Source organism: Burkholderia pyrrocinia, from assembly GCF_018417535.1.
GTDB classification, from domain to species: domain Bacteria; phylum Pseudomonadota; class Gammaproteobacteria; order Burkholderiales; family Burkholderiaceae; genus Burkholderia; species Burkholderia pyrrocinia_E.
In genome coordinates this window covers 165,621-182,990 of sequence record NZ_CP070978.1, presented here as the reverse complement: position 1 = coordinate 182,990, position 17,370 = coordinate 165,621, and the positions used below count along the sequence as shown (strand labels likewise).

The window sequence follows — 17,370 nt, the reverse complement described above, 5'->3', positions numbered from 1 at the left end:
GGAGCACGACGATGATCGTTCGTCCGCGCGAGCACTGGCTGCGGATGCTGCTGGTCTGGAACGGCTCGGTGCTGCCGACCATCCTGCCGCAGCTCGTGCTGACGCTCGCGATCAGCCTCGTCGCAGTGTGGGGCGGCGGCCGCGTGCTCGGCGAGAAGGTGCCGCTGAACCCGACGCCGTTCACGCTGATCGGGCTCACGCTCGCGATCTTCGCGGGGTTTCGCAACAACGCGAGCTACGACCGCTACCGCGAGGCGCGGCAACTGTGGGGCGGCGTGCTGACCGCCACGCGCACGCTCGTGTCGCAGGCGCTCTGCTACGGCGCGGTCGATAACGACGACGACGCGCGGCGCACGTTCGTGCGGACGGTCGTCGCGTTCGTCTATGCGCTCAAGCATCAACTGCGCGGCACCGATCCGGCCGCGGACCTGCGCGCGCTGCTCGACGACGGCACTTATGCGCAGGTCGCCGCCGCGCGGTTTCGCCCGGTCGCGATCGTGCACGGGCTGCGCGAAGCGTTCGCCGCGCGCGCCGATGCGGGCCGCCTCGCCGACACGCGCCTGTGGATGCTCGACGCGCGCCTCGACGAACTCGTCGCGATGGTGAGCGGCTGCGAGCGCATCGCGTCGACGCCGATCCCGTTCTCGTACGACGTGCTGCTGCATCGAACCATCTATGCATACTGCGTGCTGCTGCCGTTCGGCCTCGTCGACTCGATCGGCGCGGCGACGCCGTTCGTCACCGTGTTCGTCGCGTATACGCTGATCGCGCTCGACGCGATCGCACATGCGATCGCCGAGCCGTTCGGCGACGGGCCGAACCATCTCGCACTCGATGCGATCACGCGGCAGATCGAGCGCACGCTGCTCGAACTGAACCGCGAGCCGCTGCCGGCGGAAGTGACGCCCTGCCGGTCCTATCGGCTCACCTGACACGCGCCGCAAACGCCAGACGTAACGAACGCTTGCAATCGATACAGGCCGAAACGTCAACAGCCGGTGCCCGCTCCGCGTTTTTTCGTCAAGCGCCCACGATTCGGGCGCACAACGACAGGAGAAAACACCATGCGAGCACTTACCCGCCATCTCGCGATTGCCGCCACCCTGATGTCGGTGCTGACCGGCACCGCGTTCGCCGACACGCCGTGGCAGCAGGCGCATCCGCGCCGCGAAGAGGTCAACCAGCGCCTCGCAAACCAGAATCGCCGCATCCATCACGAAGTGAAGGAAGGCGAGATGTCGCACGCACAGGCCGCGCGCCTGCACCGTGACGACCGCAAGATCCGCCAGGAAGAGCGGGACATGGCTGTGCAGGATCACAGCCACATCACCAAGAGCGAACAGCACGTGCTGAACCAGCAGGAAAATGCGGTCGGCAACAAGATCGGCCAATAAGATCGACAACACCGGCAAGCGCCCATTCGCCTTCACCTGAAACGCCCGCTGCCGCCGCGCGGCAGCGGGTGCTTGTTGTTGTATCGAATCGTTTCAACGCTCCATCCGCGTCAAATGCCGCGGGTATACTCCGTCGTCAGCCGCTTGCCGTAATCGACCGTCAAAAACGGCCCGATTCCGGGCGGTTTCGTCGCGAAGCTTCGCGTTTCGCCTACCCCGCGCCCCAGCCTCGATACGAGACACTCGACGACCGACCATGAAACGATTCCTGCTGCTCCTTCCCACCGCCCTGCTCGCCGCCTGCGGTTCCGCTCCCTCGTCCGATTCGGCCTCATCCGGCACAGCGCCGATGATCTACGTGTCGTCGCAACGTCCGGCCCACGCGATCGCCAACTGCCTCGACAGCCGCCTGTCGGGCACCGAGCAGTCGCAGCACAACGGCGTGACCGACATCTCCGTCGGCTCGAACTCGTACTTCGTCACGCTCACGCCATCGGGCAACGGTTCGGTCGTCAAGGTCGTGCGCGGCTCGGGCAGCCAGCCGCCCGAGGAAGCGATGCGCTTCGCGATCGCGCGCTGCGTGATCTGATCCGACGCCTGCCGGCGCCGGGCGCCCGCCCGGCCCACTCGTGTGCGCCACCGCGCGCACGCCGAATATTTTCATCCGGGCGGCCGTCGATGAGAGAATCGCACCCACGATTCCCTTTCAACGGAGCCCGCATGAAGCACCTGCTGTCCCGGCTGTTCGTCAGCGCCGCGCTCGTCGCGCTTGTTCCGGCGCTGCCGGTGCAGGCTGCCACGCCGCCCGGCATCTTCGTCGTCGCCACGCAGCTCGGCGAATTCACGACCCTCGACCCGAGCGGGATCTACGAACTGGTGCCGTCCGAGTACGTCGCGAACACCTACGAGCGGCTCGTGCGCGTCGACCTGAAGGACCCGACGAAATTCAACGGGCAGATCGCGCAATCGTGGACGGTGGGCGCCGACGGCGTGACCTACACGTTCAAGCTGCGCCCCGGCCTCGCGTTCCATTCCGGCAACCCGGTGACCGCCGACGACGTCGCGTGGTCGCTGCAGCGCACCATCCTGCTCGACAAGGGGCCGGCCGGCGTGCTCGCCGATCTCGGCCTCACGAAGGCGAACGTGATGCAGAAGGTGCGCGCGATCGACCCGCAGACCGTCGTGCTCGAAACCGACCGCAAGTACGCACCGAGCTTCGTGCTCAACGTGCTGAGCGCATGCCCGGCATCGGTCTTCGACAAGAAGCTGCTGCTGTCGCACCAGCAGGGCAACGATTTCGGCAGCGGCTGGCTCAGGACCAACGACGCGGGCTCCGGCCCGTACCAGCTCGTCAAGTGGACGCCGAACGAAAGCATCGTGCTGCAGCGTTTCGACAAGTACCGCACGCCGTACCCGATGAAGCGCGTCGTGCTGCGCCACGTGCCCGAAGCGTCCGCGCAGCGGCTGCTGCTGGAAAACGGCGACGCCGACGCCGCGCGCAACCTGAGCCCCGACAGCCTCGCCGCGCTGACGAAGGCCGGCAAGATCAAGGTCGCATCGTGGCCGGTATCCGCGCTGCTGTACCTGAGCCTGAACACGAAGAACCCGAACCTCGCGAAGCCCGACGTGCAGCAAGCGATGAAATGGCTCGTCGACTACGACGGCATCCAGCGCAACATCGTCAGCACGACCTACAAGGTGCATGAAACCTTCCTGCCCGAAGGCTTCCTCGGCACGCTGAACGCACGGCCGTACAAGCAGGATGTCGCGAAGGCGAAGGCGCTGCTCGCGAAGGCCGGCTTGCCGAACGGCTTCGACGTGACGATGGACATGCCGAACGACTATCCGTACCTCGAGATCGCGCAGGCGCTGCAGGCCAACTTCGCGCAGGGCGGCATCCGCGTGAAGCTGATCCCCGGCGATGCGAAGCAGGCGATCGGCAAGTATCGCGCGCGCCAGCACGACATCTTCATCGGCGAATGGTCGCCCGACTACATGGACCCGAACAGCAACGCGCGCGGCTTCGCGTGGAATCCGGACAACTCGGACCAGTCGCCGACCAAGATGCTCGCGTGGCGCAATAGCTGGGATATTCCGCAACTGACGAAGGACACCGAGGCCGCGCTCGTCGAGCCGTCGCCCGCGAAGCGCGCGCAGCGTTACGAGGCGCTGCAGAAGGCCGTGCTCGCGAACTCGCCGTTCATCATCATGTTCGAGAAGGTCGTGCAGGTCGCGACGCGCCCCGGTGCGACCGGGCCGGAAATCGGGCCGATCAACGACCTCGTGTCATACCGGACGCTCGCGAAGTAATCGCGGCTGCCCGCGCGGCCGGCCATGCCGGCGCGCGGGTAATCGCCGCAGTCCGCCGCGCCGGCGCTATGCCGTGCGACGCCGGCGATCTACAATGGCCGACGCCACGGGGCCGGCCGCGCCCGGCGGTGATGAAAGCCACCGAATTCGACTCAACAACGAGAACAGGACGCGCACGCCCGGGTGCGCGCAACGGGAAGAGAACATGCCTCCGAGCGAGCACGCGGTCTGCGTGGCGATCAACGACAACAACCGCGCATGGTACGAAATGCTCGTGCCGTTCCTGCTGTCGCTGCGGCACACCGGCTACGACGGGCGGATCGCGGTGATCGGCTACGGGCTGTCCGAACGCAAGCGGCAGATCCTCGCGAGCCAGTCGGTCGACGTGATCGACGCGTCGAGCGCGTATGCGCTGCCGGTCGGCCGTTTCATCGAGGCCGCCGACTACTGCGCCCGCAACCCGCAGATCCGCAAGCTCGCGCTGTACGACGCCGACATCTGGTTCTGTGCGCCGCGCTTCGACCTGTTCTCGCAGATCGGCGACGACCGGATCCACGTGTGTCCCGACCCGCTGTTCTGCACGTTCATCGTCGCACCGCTGATCGGCGAGCGGCGCGACCATCACTGGCGCCTCGTCGTCGACGAAGTCACTGCCCGCCACGGCAACGCGCTGCAGGCCGGGCTCGTTGCCGGAACGGCCGACGCATGGGCGCGCTACGCGAATCACCTGCGCGACTGCATCGTCCGCATCGGCACCGATTTCCAGGAATGCTTCGGCATCGATACGACGTTCCTGCACCTGTGGAGCGCACAGGGCGAAACGGCGCTGCTCGATCCGGTCCAGAACTTCGTCAGCAAGTACGGCATTCACGAATCGTTCGATGCAAGTGACGGCAGCACGACGCTCCGGTATCAGGGCGAGCCGATCCGCGCGCTGCACATGACCGGCGATATCCGCTTCATCGACCGGTGGCGCTACTACGCAAACCACGTCGATGCCGCGCTGCGCGACGGTGCGCCATTCGCGCTGTCGGACGGCACGCCGGCGCAGTCCGATGCCATTGCCGCACGCATCGCGGCGACGGACTACGTGCGATCGGCCGGGTTGACCGTGTCGGCCGCGGCGATCGAAGGCAGCCCGGGCGCCTACCTCCAGGCCATCGACGAACCGGGCGGCACGATGCTCGTCGGCAGCGGAAACCACGAAATCGTGTTCACCGCGACACGCGACATTGCGCGCCTGAACATCTACATCACGCACCCGTCCGGCTCGCCGTCGCCGCTGCGGTGCGACGTGCTGATCGACGGGCACGCGCAGCGCAAAGGCACCGAGCTGATGGCGCATTTCTGGTATCAGGTCGCGGCCGGCACCGTCATCACGCTGCGCTCGACGAGCCTCGGCGGCCAGCAGTGCAACGCGATCTGGCGGCTTCGCGAAGCGCCGGACATGCAGCAGTAGGCGGCGCCCCTGCGGTCGCCACGCACCGCTGCCGTTCAATTGAAGGCCGCCCACACCAGATACGCATTCAACCCGACGATCACGATCGTCGCCGCGCCGGCGACGATCCGCAACGGCATCCGCATCGCGTAGGCGCCCATCACGTCCTTGCGCGCCGACAGCATCAGCAGCGCGATCATCGGCATCGGCAGCACGAAACTCAGCACGACCTGGCTCGCCACCATCGCGCGCGTGACGTCGCAGCCGAGCGCGACCACCGCGAACGCGGGCGCGATCGTCACCGCGCGCCTTACCCATATCGACATGCGACGGCGGATGAAACCCTGCATCACGACCTGCCCGGCCATCGTGCCGACCACCGAACTCGACACGCCGGACGTCAGCAGCGCGACGAGAAACAGCGCACCGGCCGCCGGCCCGAGCACCGGGATCAGCGTGTGATACGCGTCGCCGATGTCGGTCATGCCCGGCGCGTTCCGGTGGAACGCCGACGATGCCATCATCACCATCGCGAGATTCACGAACCCGGCCAGCCCGAGCGCGACGACGACCTCGCGGTTCGAGAAACGCACGAGCCGCCGCCGCTGCGCATCGTCGCGCGGCGCAGTGCGATCCTGCGTAAGGCCCGAATGCAGATACAGCGTGTGCGGCATGATCGTCGCGCCGATGATCCCGACCGCGATCGTCAGCGCCGCATGATCCGGAATCTGCGGGACGACCAGGTGGAACGCGGCCGCGTGCCAGTCCTGCGGCGCGATCAGCAGTTCGCCGAGATAACACGCGCCGATCACGCCGACCAGCGCCGCGATCGCGGCTTCCAGCGGCCGGAAGCCGCGCTTTTCGAGCGCGAGGATCGCGCAGGTCGCGCACGCCGTCGCGATCATTCCCGCGAACAGCGACAGGTGGCACAACAGCCCGAATGCGAGCGCGCCGCCGAGGAATTCGGCGAGATCGGTCGCCATTGCGGCGATCTCGGATGCGGCCCACATGACCCACACGACCGGCGCGGGGAAACGGTCGCGGCACAGCTCCGCGAGATTGCGGCCGGTCACGATGCCGAGCTTCGCCGACATCGCCTGGAACAGCATCGCGATCGCGTTCGCGGCCAGCACGACCCACAGCAGCCGATAGCCGTACGCGGCGCCGGCCTGGATGTTGGTCGCGAAGTTGCCGGGGTCCATATATCCGATCGACGCGATCACGGCCGGGCCGACGAACGGCAGCAGCGCGGCGACGCCGGTGCGGCGCCCTTCCAGCGCGGCCCGCGCCGCGCCGTCGGCGCGCTCGGGAGACGGGCCCGGCAGCGCGAGGCCGCCGGCGGATTTACTCGTGACGGGAATCATGTCGTGTCGTGTTCCGTTCGGATGAGGAAAGCTTGCCCGGAAGCGGGCGCCGCGGCCGGCCTGCCGCGTGCCGGCCACGGCAGGATGACGGCCGCGTTACAGCGGCACGACGTCGGGACGGTTGCGCGGAAACTGCGCGATCACGTCCGGCGCGACGTTCAGGTGCGCTTCGACGAGCTTCGGCGGCGTGTGCGCGAGCCAGTCGGACAGCGACACCTCGGCGTAGCGGTCGGTCTTGAAGATCTCGAGGAACACCAGGTCGGTGTTGCCGGTGTTCTGCACGTAGTGTCCGAGGCTCTTCTTCACGTAGCCGACGTCGCCCGCGCGGAAGTCGGCCGTCTGCGCCTTCGGCCCCGTGTCGAACACGGTCATTCGCGCGTCGCCCTGCAGGTAGTACTGCCATTCGTCCGCGTTCGGGTGCCAGTGCAGCTCGCGCATGCCGCCCGGATGCACGGTGACGAGCGCCGCCGCGACGGTCGTCGACACGTTGAAGTTGGTGCTGTCCGCGATCCGCACTTCGCCGCCGCGCGTCTTCCTGACCGGCTTCATGTCGCCGAGCGGGAAGATGAACGGATGCGGCGGCGCACCGGCCGACGAAGCCGACGCGCGCTGGGCATCCGCGAGCGGGCCGGGTTCGTCGCCCTGGAAGATCCACAGGTTGTCGATCGGGATGTTCCTGAACACATCGGCGGGCACGCCGAAGTTCAGCGCGAGCACATCGGGCGGTGTATGCGCGACCCAGTCGGTCAGCAGCAGCGTATTGAATTCCGACGCACGGCCGTTATCGAACGCGAGCAGGAATTCGGCGCCATCGGTGCCGAGGCCCTGCAGCGAATGCGGCAGGCCGGGCGGGAAATACCACAGATCGCCGGTTTTCACGTCCTGCACCGACGGCCGCCCCAGTCCGTCGAGCACCGTGATCCGGCAGCGGCCGTCGAGCATGATCGCCCACTCGGCCTGCTGGTGCCAGTGCATCTCGCGAATGCCGCCGCGCGTCAGGCGCATGTTGACACCGGAAATGGTTTCCGAAATCGCAAAATCGTCCTGCGTGACTTCGCGCGCCCACCCGCCATTTTGAATGCGTTTATGGGCATTATTGAAAGACGCCCAGAATAATGGCATCCCGTTGATATCGGTGGCCGGCGGATCCTGAAAAGACGGAAACTGGTTGGCGATTGCCGGATTTTTCGGGCCGGGGTCGGTCAGGCTCTGGCGGTTGTGCGCATTCACCGCGCCTTCCGGCGGACTGTCCGGATTGCCGAACGAGGCGGCCTTGGCCGATACGGCAATGCCCGCGGCGGCAATGGCGCCGGCCGTACCCGCCAGCATCTTGCGTCGAGAAAGATTCGTCATGATTTCCTCTTCATTCTTGCGATTGAGCGAATTCCAATTACGGAATACTTGCCGCTTTTCGGATTATCGAAAATCGAACATCCCGTGACGCAAGTTAAATCCAAAACTTCGCAAAAATTAAATGAATTATTAACCTGAATTAATGACTTAATCTGATCGACTTTAATTTTGTAATTATTGCGGTGCAGCGAGGTGCCGCGTTGAGGCAGATGCCGGCGAGTGGATCAGGTCCGGTGAATGCGGAAATGCGACCGCGCCCGGTCGTGATGCCTCGAATGGCGACGAGAGGAGATCGAGACACGCAACGACACGGATAAACGCAAATTATTCCTCACAGGCATAAACGCAAAATATGCCTGACAGACATGAAGCGCTTCCTTGCACACCACCACCCGGTCCACGAACGCGTTTTCGACCCTATCACCTATCCTCACACCATAGTTTTTATCCGCTGGCGCGAATGATTTTGGCTTTGTTAGATGGATGACATTCGATCATCAGACGACAACGATCTAACAGCCGATGACCTGCGCATTCGCCCTTGCCGTCGAATCCCGCTATGCCGAGCTGACGCCGACCGCGAAGCGCATCGCGAGCTACATGCTTGCGAACCTCGACCGGCTCGGGCTCGAGACGGCCGACCAGATCGCGCAGCAGGCCGGCACGAGCGGCATCTCGGTCGGGCGCTTCCTGCGCAGCGTCGGCTACCGCAATCTCGACGACCTGAAACGCGAGCTGCGCGGCGGCGGCGATCGCCCGTGGATGATCACCGACCGGCTCGACGAATACCGCCGCGTCGCCGGCACGCAACCGGCCGAAGGCAACGGCAGCGCCCGCGACGGCACGCTCGTGTCGTCGCTCGAACGCGAGCTCGATGCGATCCGCCACGTGTACCGGCTCGCCGAAGGCCCCGTGTTCGCGCAGGTCGCCGACCGCGTCGCGCATGCCGATGCCGTGTTCATCCTCGGCATCCAGTCGACGCGCGGAATCAGCAACGCGTTCAGCAGCTACCTCGAATACCTGCGCCCGCGCGTGTTCTATTCCGACGGCCAGTCGGGCTCGTATGTCGATTCGCTGAACTCCGAATTCGAGCGGCCGTACTGCATCGTCACCGACACGCGCGCGTATTCGCGCAGCGCGCGCCGCTATTGCCAGGCGGCCGCCGAGCGCGGGCAGCCGTTCGCGCTGGTCACCGATCTCTCGTGCCCGTGGGCGCGCGAATGGCCGGCCGACCTGCTGCAGGTGAAGACCGACGTCGGCCAGTTCTGGGATTCGCTCGCGCCGCTCACCTGCCTGTTCAACCTGCTGATCACGGCCGTCGTCGACCGCCTCGGCCCCGCGATCGACCGGCGCGTCGCGCGCAACCGCGAACTGCAGCACACGTTCGACCAATTCGAATCCTGAGCGAGCCCGAGCGAACCTGAACCGCCGATGAACGACCACCGCCTCGTCGAAATCACACCCGCCACGCATCGCGTCGACCTCGATCTCGTCTACGCGACCGACCGCAACCTGACCGGCAAGCCGATCTACCGCCGCGCGCACTGCCTGCTGCTGGAGCCGGCCGAGGCCGCGCTGCGCCGCGCGGTGGACGTCGCCGCGCAGGCCGGCTTCACGCTGCGCATCTACGACGCGTACCGGCCGCCGCAGGCGCAGCAGGTGCTGTGGGATTTCCTGTCCGATCCGAACTTCGTCGCCGATCTCGGCCGCGGCTCGAATCACAGCCGCGGCACCGCGCTCGACCTGACGCTCGTCGGCGCGAACGGCGAGCCGCTCGACATGGGCACGGGCTTCGACGAGATGGTCGCCGCGTCCGGCCACTTCCACGCGGGGCTGCCCGACGCCGTGCAACGCAACCGCCTGCTGCTGCTCGGCGTGATGCACGCGGCCGGCTTCGCGCACATCGACAGCGAATGGTGGCACTACGAACTGCCCGGCTCGCGCGCGTTGCCGCAGATCGACAACGCGGCGAGCGGCCCGTGGCGCCTGATGTGATGCATGTCCCGTTGCCGTTTTACGTTCACTTTTTGCACGTTCACCTCACGATGGAGCGCACATGAAACCCCTGACATCCCGGATTGTCGCGGCGCTGGCCGCCGCGTCCGTGCTCGCCGCCGTTCCGCTTTGCGCCGCGCACGCGGAGACGCCGAAGGACCTGTTCGTGATGGCCACGCTGCTCGACGAATTCACGACGCTCGACCCGGGCGAGATCTACGAGCTGGTGCCGGAGGAATACGTCGCGAACACGTACGACCGGCTCGTGCGCGTCGACCTGCGCGATCCGTCGAAATTCAACGGCGATGTCGCGCAGTCGTGGACGGTGAGCACCGACGGGCTGACCTATACGTTCAAGCTGCGCGCCGGCCTCAAGTTCCATTCGGGCAACCCGCTGACGGCCGACGACGTCGCGTGGTCGATCCAGCGCGCGGTGCTGCTCGACAAGGGCCCGGCCGCCGTGCTGACCGGCATCGGCCTCACGAAGGCGAACGTCGTGGCGAACGTGAAGAAGCTCGACGACCTGACCGTGTCGGTCACGACCGACCACAAGTACGCACCCACCTTCGTGCTGAACGTGCTCGGCTCGTGGCCCGCGTCGGTGCTGGACAAGAAGCTGCTGCTGTCGCACCAGCAAGGCAACGACTTCGGCAATGCGTGGCTGAAGACCAACGAGGCCGGCTCCGGCGCGTACAGGCTGGTCAAGTGGGCCGCCGGCGACAGCATCGTGCTGCAGCGCTTCGACGGCTACCGGCTGCCGCTCGCGATGAAGCGCATCGTGCTGCGCCATGTGCACGAAGCCGCGAGCCAGCGCCTGCTGCTGGAGAACGGCGACGTCGACGCCGCGCGCGACCTGAGCCCCGACGATCTGGCGTCGGTCGTGAAATCCGGCAAGGCGAAGGTCGCGGCATCGCCACAGGCGACGCTGCTGTATCTCGGCCTGAACACGAAGAACCCGACGCTTGCGAAGCCCGACGTGCAGGAAGCGCTGAAGTGGCTCGTCGACTATGCCGGCATCCAGGGCAATGTCGTGAAGACAACTTACAAGGTGCACCAGGCCTTCCTGCCCGAAGGCTTCCTCGGCACGCTGAACACGAATCCGTACAAGCTCGACGTCGCGAAGGCGAAGGCGCTGCTCGCGAAGGCCGGCGTGCCCGACGGCTTTTCGGTGACGATGGACGTGCGCAACGACTACCCGTACACGGAGATCGCGCAGGCCGTGCAGGCGAACTTCGCGCAGGCCGGCATCAAGGTGCAGCTGATCCCCGGCGACAACAAGCAGACGCTCGCGAAATACCGCGCGCGCCAGCACGACATCTACATCGGCGAATGGTCGGCCGATTACATCGACCCGCACAGCAACGCGCAGGGTTTCGCGTGGAATCCGGACAACTCCGACAAGTCGAGCTATAAAATGCTGGCCTGGCGCAACAGCTGGGACATCCCGCAGCTCACGAAGGAAACCGACACCGCGCTCGCCGAACCGACCGCCGCGAAACGCGCGCAGCGCTACCAGGCGATGCAGAAGGAAGTCCTCGCGCACTCGCCGTTCGTGATCATGTTCGAAAAAGTCGCGCAGGTCGCGACGCGGCCCGGCGTGAGCGGGCTCGAAGTCGGCCCGATCAACGATCTCGTGTCGTACCGTAACCTGAAGAAGCAATAAGATTCGCCGCATGTCGACTCCCGCCTCCTCCCTCGAAGCACTGCGCACGCTGCCCGCGCGGCGCCCGGCCGTGCGCTGGGCACTGCGCGTGCTGCGCTGGGCGCTCACGCTCGCCGTCACGTTCGCGGGGCTGCTCGCGCTGACCTTCGTGATCGGCCGCAAGGTGCCGATCGATCCCGTGCTCGCGATCCTCGGCGATCGCGCGTCGGCCGACGCGTACGCGGCCGAACGCATCGCGCTCGGGCTCGACAAGCCGCTCGTCACGCAATTCCTGATCTACGCGCGCGACGTGCTGCACGGCAATCTCGGCGTGTCGCTGCTGACGGCGAACCCCGTGCTCGACGACATCAAGCGCGTGTTCCCGGCCACGCTCGAACTGGCGACGATCGCGACGCTGATCGGCATCGCGATCGGCGTGCCGCTCGGCGTCGCGGCCGCCGTGAAGCACAACCGGCCGATCGATCACATCGCGCGCTTCGTCGGGCTGATCGGCAATTCGGTGCCGGTGTTCTGGCTCGGGCTGATGGGGTTGCTGCTGTTCTACGCGCGGCTGCACTGGGTCGGCGGGCCCGGCCGGCTCGATCCCGTGTACGACGGGATGGTCGATCCGCGCACCGGCAGCCTGCTGATCGACGCGGCGCTCGCGGGCGAGTGGGACGTGTTCCGCAACGCGGTGTCGCATATCGCGCTGCCGGCCGCGATCCTCGGCTACTACTCGGTCGCGTATCTCAGCCGCATGACGCGCTCGTTCATGCTCGACCAGTTGAGCCAGGAATACATCGTCACCGCACGCGCGAAGGGCTTGTCCGAGCGCCGCGTGATCTGGCGGCATGCGTTCGGCAACATCGCGGTGCCGCTCTTGACCGTGATCGCGCTCACGTACAGCAACCTGCTCGAAGGCTCGGTGCTGACCGAGATCGTGTTCGCGTGGCCGGGGCTCGGCTCGTACCTGACCGGCGCGCTGCTGAACGCCGACATGAACGCGGTGCTCGGCGCGACGCTCGTGATCGGCGCGATGTTCATCACCGTCAACCTGCTGACCGACGCGCTATACCGCGTGTTCGATCCGCGTGCGCGCTGAGGGCCGCCCCGACATGACCACCTCCCACCCGCTTCTTTCATCGTCCATGCCGAAGGTCGTCCGATCATGAACGCCGAGCACCTCCCACTGCGCGCGTGGCTGCTGTCCGATGCGCCCGCGTCGCGCTCGCAGGCCGCGCTCGGCCTCGCGTACCGGCGCTGGCGCCGTTTCGCCACGAATCCGCTCAACCTGTTCGGGCTCGCGATCCTCGTCGCGCTGATCGTCGTCGCGATCGTCGGCCCGCTGATCATGCCGCACGATCCGCTGCGCCAGGTGCTGTCCGACCGCCTGCTGCCGCCCGGCTCGCCGTCGCACTGGTTCGGCACCGACCAGCTCGGCCGCGACATCCTCTCGCGGCTGATCGACGGCTCGCGCCTTACGCTCGGCATCGCGCTGCTCGTCGTCGTGATCGTCGTGCCGATCGGCCTGCTGATCGGCACGACGGCCGGCTATTGCGGCGGCTTCGTCGACAGCGTGCTGATGCGCATCACCGACGTCGCGCTCGCGTTCCCGAAGATCGTGCTCGCGCTCGCATTCGCGGCCGCGCTCGGGCCCGGCGTGATCAACGCGGTGGTCGCGATCTCGATCACCGCATGGCCCGCGTATGCGCGGCTCGCGCGCGCGGAGACGATCCGCATCGCGCAGGCCGACTACATCCATGCCGCGCGCTTGCAAGGCGCGTCGGGCCCGCGCATCCTGCTGCGCTACATCGTGCCGCTGTGCATGTCGTCGGTGATCGTGCGCGCGACGCTCGACATGGCAGGCATCATCCTGACCGTCGCGGGCCTCGGCTTCCTCGGCCTCGGCGCGCAGCCGCCGAGCCCCGAGTGGGGCTTCATGGTCGCGTCGGGCCGCAACGTGCTGCTCGACGCGTGGTGGGTCGCGACGCTGCCCGGCATCGCGATCCTGCTCGTGAGCCTCGCGTTCAACCTGCTCGGCGACGGGCTGCGCGACGTCTTCGATCCCCGCCATGGAGCGTGACATGCCGATCAATTCCGCCACCACGCCCGCGCCGCTCTGCGAGATCGACGGGCTGAAGATCGGCTTTCGCGGGCACGACGGCGTCGTGTCCGATGCCGTGCGCGACCTGTCGCTGACGCTCGCGCCCGGCGAACGGCTCGGCATCGTCGGCGAATCGGGTTCCGGCAAGTCGCTGACGGGCCGCGCGCTGCTCGGCCTGCTGCCTGACGCCGCGCGCTGGTCGGCGCGCACGATGCGCTTCGCCGGGCACGACCTGCTCGCGATGTCGCCGCGCGAACGCCGGCGGCTGTGCGGCAGCCAGATGGGCATGATCCTGCAGGACCCGAAGTATTCGCTGAACCCGGTGATGACGGTCGCGAAGCAGATGGGCGAAGCGTTCCGGCTGCACGAGCCCGGGTTGCGCGGCCGCGCGCTGCGCGAACGGATCGTCGACGCACTCGCGGCCGTGCAGATCCGCGACCCGGCGCGCGTCGCCGATGCGTATCCGCACGAGCTGTCGGGCGGCATGGGCCAGCGCGTGATGATCGCGATGATGGTATCGACCGGCCCGCGCCTGCTGATCGCCGACGAACCGACGTCCGCGCTCGACGTCGCGGTCTCGATGCAGGTGCTCGCGGTGCTCGACGCGATGATCGCGCGGTACGGCACCGGCCTGATGTTCATCAGCCACGACCTGCCGCTGGTGATGTCGTTCTGCGATCGCGTCGCGGTGATGTATGCGGGCCGCGTAGTCGAAACCTGCGCCGCGCGCGACCTGCGCAACGCGACGCATCCGTACACGCGCGGGCTGCTCGCGGCGAACCCGCCGCTCGCGAACCCGCCGGACGAACTGCCGGTGCTGCGGCGCGATCCGGCCTGGCTCGATCCCGCGCCGCCTGCGTCCACCCCCGCCGATCGCCAGGAGGCTGCACGATGATCGACGTCGATCACGCATCGATCCGTTTCCCGACCCGCACGGGTCACGTCGACGCCGTGCGCGACGCGAGCTTCTCGGTGCGCGACGGCGAGGTGTTCGGGCTCGTCGGCGAATCGGGCTCCGGCAAGTCGACGCTGCTGCGCGCGCTGACGGGCCTCGTGCCGCTCGCGTCCGGCAGCCTGTCGATCGACGGCCGGACGGTCGGCGGCACGCCCGACCGTGCGTTCCGCCGTCACGTGCAGATGGTGTTCCAGGATCCGTACGCGTCGCTGCATCCGCGCTTCACGGTCGACCAGACGCTGCGCGAACCGCTGTCGATCCACGCGATCGGCGACGCCGACGCGCGGATCGCCCGCGCGCTGGCCGAGGTTGGCCTCGGCCCCACGTTCCGCTTCCGCTATCCGCACCAGTTGTCGGGCGGCCAGCGGCAGCGCGTCGCGATCGCGCGGGCGCTGATCGTCGAGCCGCGCGTGCTGCTGCTCGACGAGCCGACGTCCGCGCTCGACGTATCCGTGCAGGCCGAGATCCTGAACCTGCTGCGCCGCCTGCATCGCGAGCGCAACCTGACGATGATCCTCGTCAGCCACAACCTCGCGGTGATCGGCTTCCTGTGCCAGCGCGTCGCCGTGATGCAGCATGGCGAGATCGTCGAGCAGCTTCGGGTCGAGGACGTTCGCGCCGGGCAGGTCGCGCGCGACTACACGCGCACGCTGCTGCAGGCGACCGAAGGCTACCGCCGCCTGGAGCCGGTGCCGGGCGCGCCGGCCGCGTGACATCTGCACGTCGCGCCGCCATGCGATACTCGCCACGCCACGCGACGGCTTGCCGCCGCATGGAACCCTTGTGCGCCGCACGGGTCAATTTCCTTTCGTCAACAGATCAACAGCAATAGGGAGGCGTTCATGCTGCAATTCATCGAAACCCTGGTCGTCGGGCTCATCGTCGGCCTCCTCGCCCGCGCGCTCAAGCCCGGCGACGACAAGATGGGCATCCTGATGACCATCGTGCTCGGCGTCGTCGGCTCGCTGGTCGCCGGCTATGTCGGCCGCGTCGCCGGCTGGTATGCGCCGGGCCAGGGCGCGGGCTGGATCGCGTCGATCATCGGCGCGATCGTGCTGCTGATAGTCGTCGGCGCGGTGCGCAAGCGCATGGCCTGATCGTACCGCCACACCACACCACCGCACCACGCAAAACGGCCGCTCGTCATCACGAGCGGCCGTTTTCTTTTGGCGAACGACGATTCGCGGCACGACCGACTCGTTGACTCCGCAACGATTCACCCGCAACAACCGGCATCCGCCGGCGGCCGCCGGCGGCCGCCCCTCTGGTTTACTACACCGGCATTACCCGAGCTTGCGGCCGCTCAAATTTGAGATAAATTGATTGAAGGAATACGGCGCTGTTTGCTTATTCCCGTCATTTCCGCTTTTTCATTCAAGAGGTCCGATGGTTTTGCCGTTTACGCATACAGCACCGCAGCGTTGACGGACTGCCATTCGAGCGGCCCGCTGCGACGCGCTTCCTCTCTGGAGCCTGTCATGAAGCATCGCCTGTTCGCCGCCTCGTTCGCCCTGGCTGCCTCGCTTCTGGCCACGTCCTCGTCCTTTGCCGCCGGCGCGTCCGGCATCATTTACTTTTCCGGCATGATCGTCGAGCCACCCTGCTCGTTCGCGCTCGATACGGCCGACGCCGCGCATGCGCATGTGCGCGCCGACTGCCCGCGGCCGGCGACCGGCCAGATCGCGTTCATCGACGCGGCGAGCCAGCAGGCCGTCAAGACCACGACCTTTACTCAGGCTTCGCGCGCAATCGTTTTACCGAACCGTCCGGGCAACCATCTCGCGCCGATGATCGCCGTCGTGACGTACCAGTAACACCGGCTGCCCGCGCGGCGCGCGGCGGGTCCGGCGCGGCCGCGCGTCAGTCGCGATGGCGCGCGATCCAGTCGCTGAACGCGCGGATCTTCTGCTGGCTGCCGATGTTCTCGGGATAGACGAAGAAGTAGCGCGCGCCCGTCTCGAGCACGATGTCGAACGGCCGTTCGAGCCGGCGCGCGCTGACGTCGTCGTCGACGAGCGTCACGTCGCCGATCGCGACGCCGAAGCCCTGCATCGCCGCGTTCGTCGCGAGATCGAGCGTGTCGAACGTCGGCCCGCGCGCGGGATCGACGCCGCGCTCGCCCGCATGATCGAGCCAGGCACGCCAGTCGCGATGGTCGCGGGTCGGATGCAGCAGCGTATGGCGCGCGAGATCGCCGACCGCGTCGAGCGGCGATGCCTGCCGCAGTTCCGGTGCGCATACCGGCGTCAGCCGTTCGTCGAACAGCGGCAGCGCGAATACGCCCGCGCCGGGCGACGTGCCGTAGACGATCGCCGCGTCGAACGGCTCGGTCGAGAAATCGACGACGTGCTGCCACGCGGTCGTGATCTGCACATGGAGATCGGGATGCTCGCCCTGGAAGCGCATGATGCGCGGCAGCATCCAGCGCATCACGCAGGTCGGCACCTTCAGCGCGAGATCGGTGCGCTGCCGCGTGAGCTTCATCGAGATGTCCTCGATCCGCGCGAAGCTCTCGTTGACGACCGGCAGCAACTGCTCGCCCTCCGCCGTCAGCGTGAGGCCCTTCGCATGGCGCTTGAACAGCGGAAAGCCGTAGTGCGCCTCGAGCGTCTGGATCTGCCGGCTCACCGCGCCCTGCGTGATGCAGAGCTGCTCGGCCGCGCGCGTGAAGCTGCGGTGGCGAGCCACCGTCGAGAAGATCTGCAGCGCGTGCAGGGGCGGAAGTCGGCGCATGACGAGGCACATGAAACGGAAGGACCGCGCGCCGACGCCGGCGCACGCTGACCGACACGATAAGCCAAACGCCGGCTTTGCG

The 17,370-nt window shown here is 67.1% G+C and carries 17 protein-coding genes; 14 read left to right on the top strand and 3 right to left on the bottom strand.

Annotated features, from left to right (window positions below):
• The first annotated feature begins 11 nt into the window (after nucleotides 1-11).
• The 5 genes from JYG32_RS18950 to JYG32_RS18930 all read left to right on the top strand — a co-directional run bounded on the left by JYG32_RS18950 (nucleotide 12) and on the right by JYG32_RS18930 (nucleotide 5,163).
• Nucleotides 12-932 carry a bestrophin family protein gene (locus JYG32_RS18950; protein ID WP_213266529.1) on the top strand — a complete coding sequence of 307 codons (921 nt, stop codon included), beginning with the start codon at nucleotides 12-14 and terminating at the stop codon, nucleotides 930-932.
• Nucleotides 933-1,064: 132 nt separating this feature from the next.
• The gene (locus JYG32_RS18945) at nucleotides 1,065-1,394 is read left to right on the top strand and encodes a hypothetical protein (RefSeq protein WP_213266528.1); all 330 of its coding nucleotides are present in this window, start codon (nucleotides 1,065-1,067) and stop codon (nucleotides 1,392-1,394) included.
• Between the two features lie 256 nt (nucleotides 1,395-1,650).
• The gene (locus tag JYG32_RS18940; protein WP_213266527.1) at nucleotides 1,651-1,983 is read left to right on the top strand and encodes a sugar ABC transporter ATPase; all 333 of its coding nucleotides are present in this window, start codon (nucleotides 1,651-1,653) and stop codon (nucleotides 1,981-1,983) included.
• 131 nt (nucleotides 1,984-2,114) lie between these two features.
• Nucleotides 2,115-3,704 (top strand): ABC transporter substrate-binding protein, encoded by a 1,590-nt coding sequence (locus JYG32_RS18935; RefSeq protein ID WP_174380947.1) that lies wholly within the window; start codon nucleotides 2,115-2,117, stop codon nucleotides 3,702-3,704.
• A 205-nt stretch (nucleotides 3,705-3,909) separates the two neighbouring features.
• Nucleotides 3,910-5,163 carry a hypothetical protein gene (locus tag JYG32_RS18930; protein WP_213266526.1) on the top strand — a complete coding sequence of 418 codons (1,254 nt, stop codon included), beginning with the start codon at nucleotides 3,910-3,912 and terminating at the stop codon, nucleotides 5,161-5,163.
• A 35-nt stretch (nucleotides 5,164-5,198) separates the two neighbouring features.
• Here JYG32_RS18930 and JYG32_RS18925 read toward each other — a convergent pair whose 3' ends face one another.
• Complete coding sequence (locus JYG32_RS18925) at nucleotides 5,199-6,506, bottom strand: Nramp family divalent metal transporter (RefSeq protein WP_213266525.1); 1,308 nt, start codon at nucleotides 6,504-6,506, stop codon at nucleotides 5,199-5,201.
• A gap of 96 nt (nucleotides 6,507-6,602) precedes the next feature.
• Nucleotides 6,603-7,859, bottom strand: a complete 1,257-nt coding sequence (locus JYG32_RS18920; protein ID WP_213266524.1) for an oxalate decarboxylase family bicupin — start codon at nucleotides 7,857-7,859, stop codon at nucleotides 6,603-6,605.
• Nucleotides 7,860-8,381: 522 nt separating this feature from the next.
• Between JYG32_RS18920 and sapR the strand changes: the two genes are divergently transcribed.
• The 9 genes from sapR (at nucleotide 8,382) to JYG32_RS18875 (ending at nucleotide 16,369) form a co-directional block, all read left to right on the top strand.
• A complete protein-coding gene (sapR, locus tag JYG32_RS18915) occupies nucleotides 8,382-9,263 on the top strand; it encodes a sap1 transcriptional regulator SapR (protein WP_174380941.1) in 882 nt (293 codons plus the stop codon).
• A gap of 27 nt (nucleotides 9,264-9,290) precedes the next feature.
• On the top strand, nucleotides 9,291-9,854 hold the full coding sequence (gene ddpX / locus JYG32_RS18910; protein ID WP_213266523.1) for a D-alanyl-D-alanine dipeptidase: 564 nt from the start codon (nucleotides 9,291-9,293) through the stop codon (nucleotides 9,852-9,854).
• 61 nt (nucleotides 9,855-9,915) lie between these two features.
• Nucleotides 9,916-11,517 carry an ABC transporter substrate-binding protein gene (locus tag JYG32_RS18905; RefSeq protein WP_213266522.1) on the top strand — a complete coding sequence of 534 codons (1,602 nt, stop codon included), beginning with the start codon at nucleotides 9,916-9,918 and terminating at the stop codon, nucleotides 11,515-11,517.
• A 10-nt stretch (nucleotides 11,518-11,527) separates the two neighbouring features.
• Entirely contained in the window at nucleotides 11,528-12,598 is a 1,071-nt protein-coding gene (locus JYG32_RS18900; protein WP_174380938.1) for an ABC transporter permease, read from the top strand.
• 66 nt (nucleotides 12,599-12,664) lie between these two features.
• Nucleotides 12,665-13,579 (top strand): nickel transporter permease, encoded by a 915-nt coding sequence (nikC, locus tag JYG32_RS18895; RefSeq protein WP_213266521.1) that lies wholly within the window; start codon nucleotides 12,665-12,667, stop codon nucleotides 13,577-13,579.
• Nucleotide 13,580: 1 nt separating this feature from the next.
• Entirely contained in the window at nucleotides 13,581-14,495 is a 915-nt protein-coding gene (locus JYG32_RS18890) for an ABC transporter ATP-binding protein (protein ID WP_213266520.1), read from the top strand.
• Nucleotides 14,492-15,268 (top strand): ABC transporter ATP-binding protein, encoded by a 777-nt coding sequence (locus tag JYG32_RS18885; protein WP_213266519.1) that lies wholly within the window; start codon nucleotides 14,492-14,494, stop codon nucleotides 15,266-15,268. Before JYG32_RS18890 ends, JYG32_RS18885 begins: the two co-directional genes overlap by 4 nt.
• A gap of 129 nt (nucleotides 15,269-15,397) precedes the next feature.
• On the top strand, nucleotides 15,398-15,652 hold the full coding sequence (locus JYG32_RS18880) for a GlsB/YeaQ/YmgE family stress response membrane protein (protein WP_174380934.1): 255 nt from the start codon (nucleotides 15,398-15,400) through the stop codon (nucleotides 15,650-15,652).
• A gap of 381 nt (nucleotides 15,653-16,033) precedes the next feature.
• Nucleotides 16,034-16,369 carry a type 1 fimbrial protein gene (locus JYG32_RS18875; RefSeq protein WP_174380933.1) on the top strand — a complete coding sequence of 112 codons (336 nt, stop codon included), beginning with the start codon at nucleotides 16,034-16,036 and terminating at the stop codon, nucleotides 16,367-16,369.
• A 46-nt stretch (nucleotides 16,370-16,415) separates the two neighbouring features.
• Here the strand turns inward: JYG32_RS18875 and JYG32_RS18870 are convergent, their stop codons facing one another.
• Complete coding sequence (locus tag JYG32_RS18870) at nucleotides 16,416-17,288, bottom strand: LysR substrate-binding domain-containing protein (RefSeq protein WP_174380932.1); 873 nt, start codon at nucleotides 17,286-17,288, stop codon at nucleotides 16,416-16,418.
• Nucleotides 17,289-17,370: the final 82 nt, after the last annotated feature.

Bases quoted from the DNA above. Each gene is read 5' to 3' on its own strand.
- JYG32_RS18945 (WP_213266528.1), top strand. From the start codon at position 1,065: ATGCGAGCACTTACCCGCCATCTCGCGATTGCCGCCACCCTGATGTCG.
- JYG32_RS18925 (WP_213266525.1), bottom strand. From the start codon at position 6,506: ATGATTCCCGTCACGAGTAAATCCGCCGGCGGCCTCGCGCTGCCGGGC.
- JYG32_RS18940 (WP_213266527.1), top strand. From the start codon at position 1,651: ATGAAACGATTCCTGCTGCTCCTTCCCACCGCCCTGCTCGCCGCCTGC.
- JYG32_RS18885 (WP_213266519.1), top strand. From the start codon at position 14,492: ATGATCGACGTCGATCACGCATCGATCCGTTTCCCGACCCGCACGGGT.
- JYG32_RS18920 (WP_213266524.1), bottom strand. From the start codon at position 7,859: ATGACGAATCTTTCTCGACGCAAGATGCTGGCGGGTACGGCCGGCGCC.
- JYG32_RS18880 (WP_174380934.1), top strand. From the start codon at position 15,398: ATGCTGCAATTCATCGAAACCCTGGTCGTCGGGCTCATCGTCGGCCTC.
- ddpX (WP_213266523.1), top strand. From the start codon at position 9,291: ATGAACGACCACCGCCTCGTCGAAATCACACCCGCCACGCATCGCGTC.
- JYG32_RS18900 (WP_174380938.1), top strand. From the start codon at position 11,528: ATGTCGACTCCCGCCTCCTCCCTCGAAGCACTGCGCACGCTGCCCGCG.
- sapR (WP_174380941.1), top strand. From the start codon at position 8,382: ATGACCTGCGCATTCGCCCTTGCCGTCGAATCCCGCTATGCCGAGCTG.
- JYG32_RS18870 (WP_174380932.1), bottom strand. From the start codon at position 17,288: ATGCGCCGACTTCCGCCCCTGCACGCGCTGCAGATCTTCTCGACGGTG.
- JYG32_RS18950 (WP_213266529.1), top strand. From the start codon at position 12: ATGATCGTTCGTCCGCGCGAGCACTGGCTGCGGATGCTGCTGGTCTGG.
- JYG32_RS18935 (WP_174380947.1), top strand. From the start codon at position 2,115: ATGAAGCACCTGCTGTCCCGGCTGTTCGTCAGCGCCGCGCTCGTCGCG.
- JYG32_RS18905 (WP_213266522.1), top strand. From the start codon at position 9,916: ATGAAACCCCTGACATCCCGGATTGTCGCGGCGCTGGCCGCCGCGTCC.
- JYG32_RS18875 (WP_174380933.1), top strand. From the start codon at position 16,034: ATGAAGCATCGCCTGTTCGCCGCCTCGTTCGCCCTGGCTGCCTCGCTT.
- nikC (WP_213266521.1), top strand. From the start codon at position 12,665: ATGAACGCCGAGCACCTCCCACTGCGCGCGTGGCTGCTGTCCGATGCG.
- JYG32_RS18930 (WP_213266526.1), top strand. From the start codon at position 3,910: ATGCCTCCGAGCGAGCACGCGGTCTGCGTGGCGATCAACGACAACAAC.
- JYG32_RS18890 (WP_213266520.1), top strand. From the start codon at position 13,581: ATGCCGATCAATTCCGCCACCACGCCCGCGCCGCTCTGCGAGATCGAC.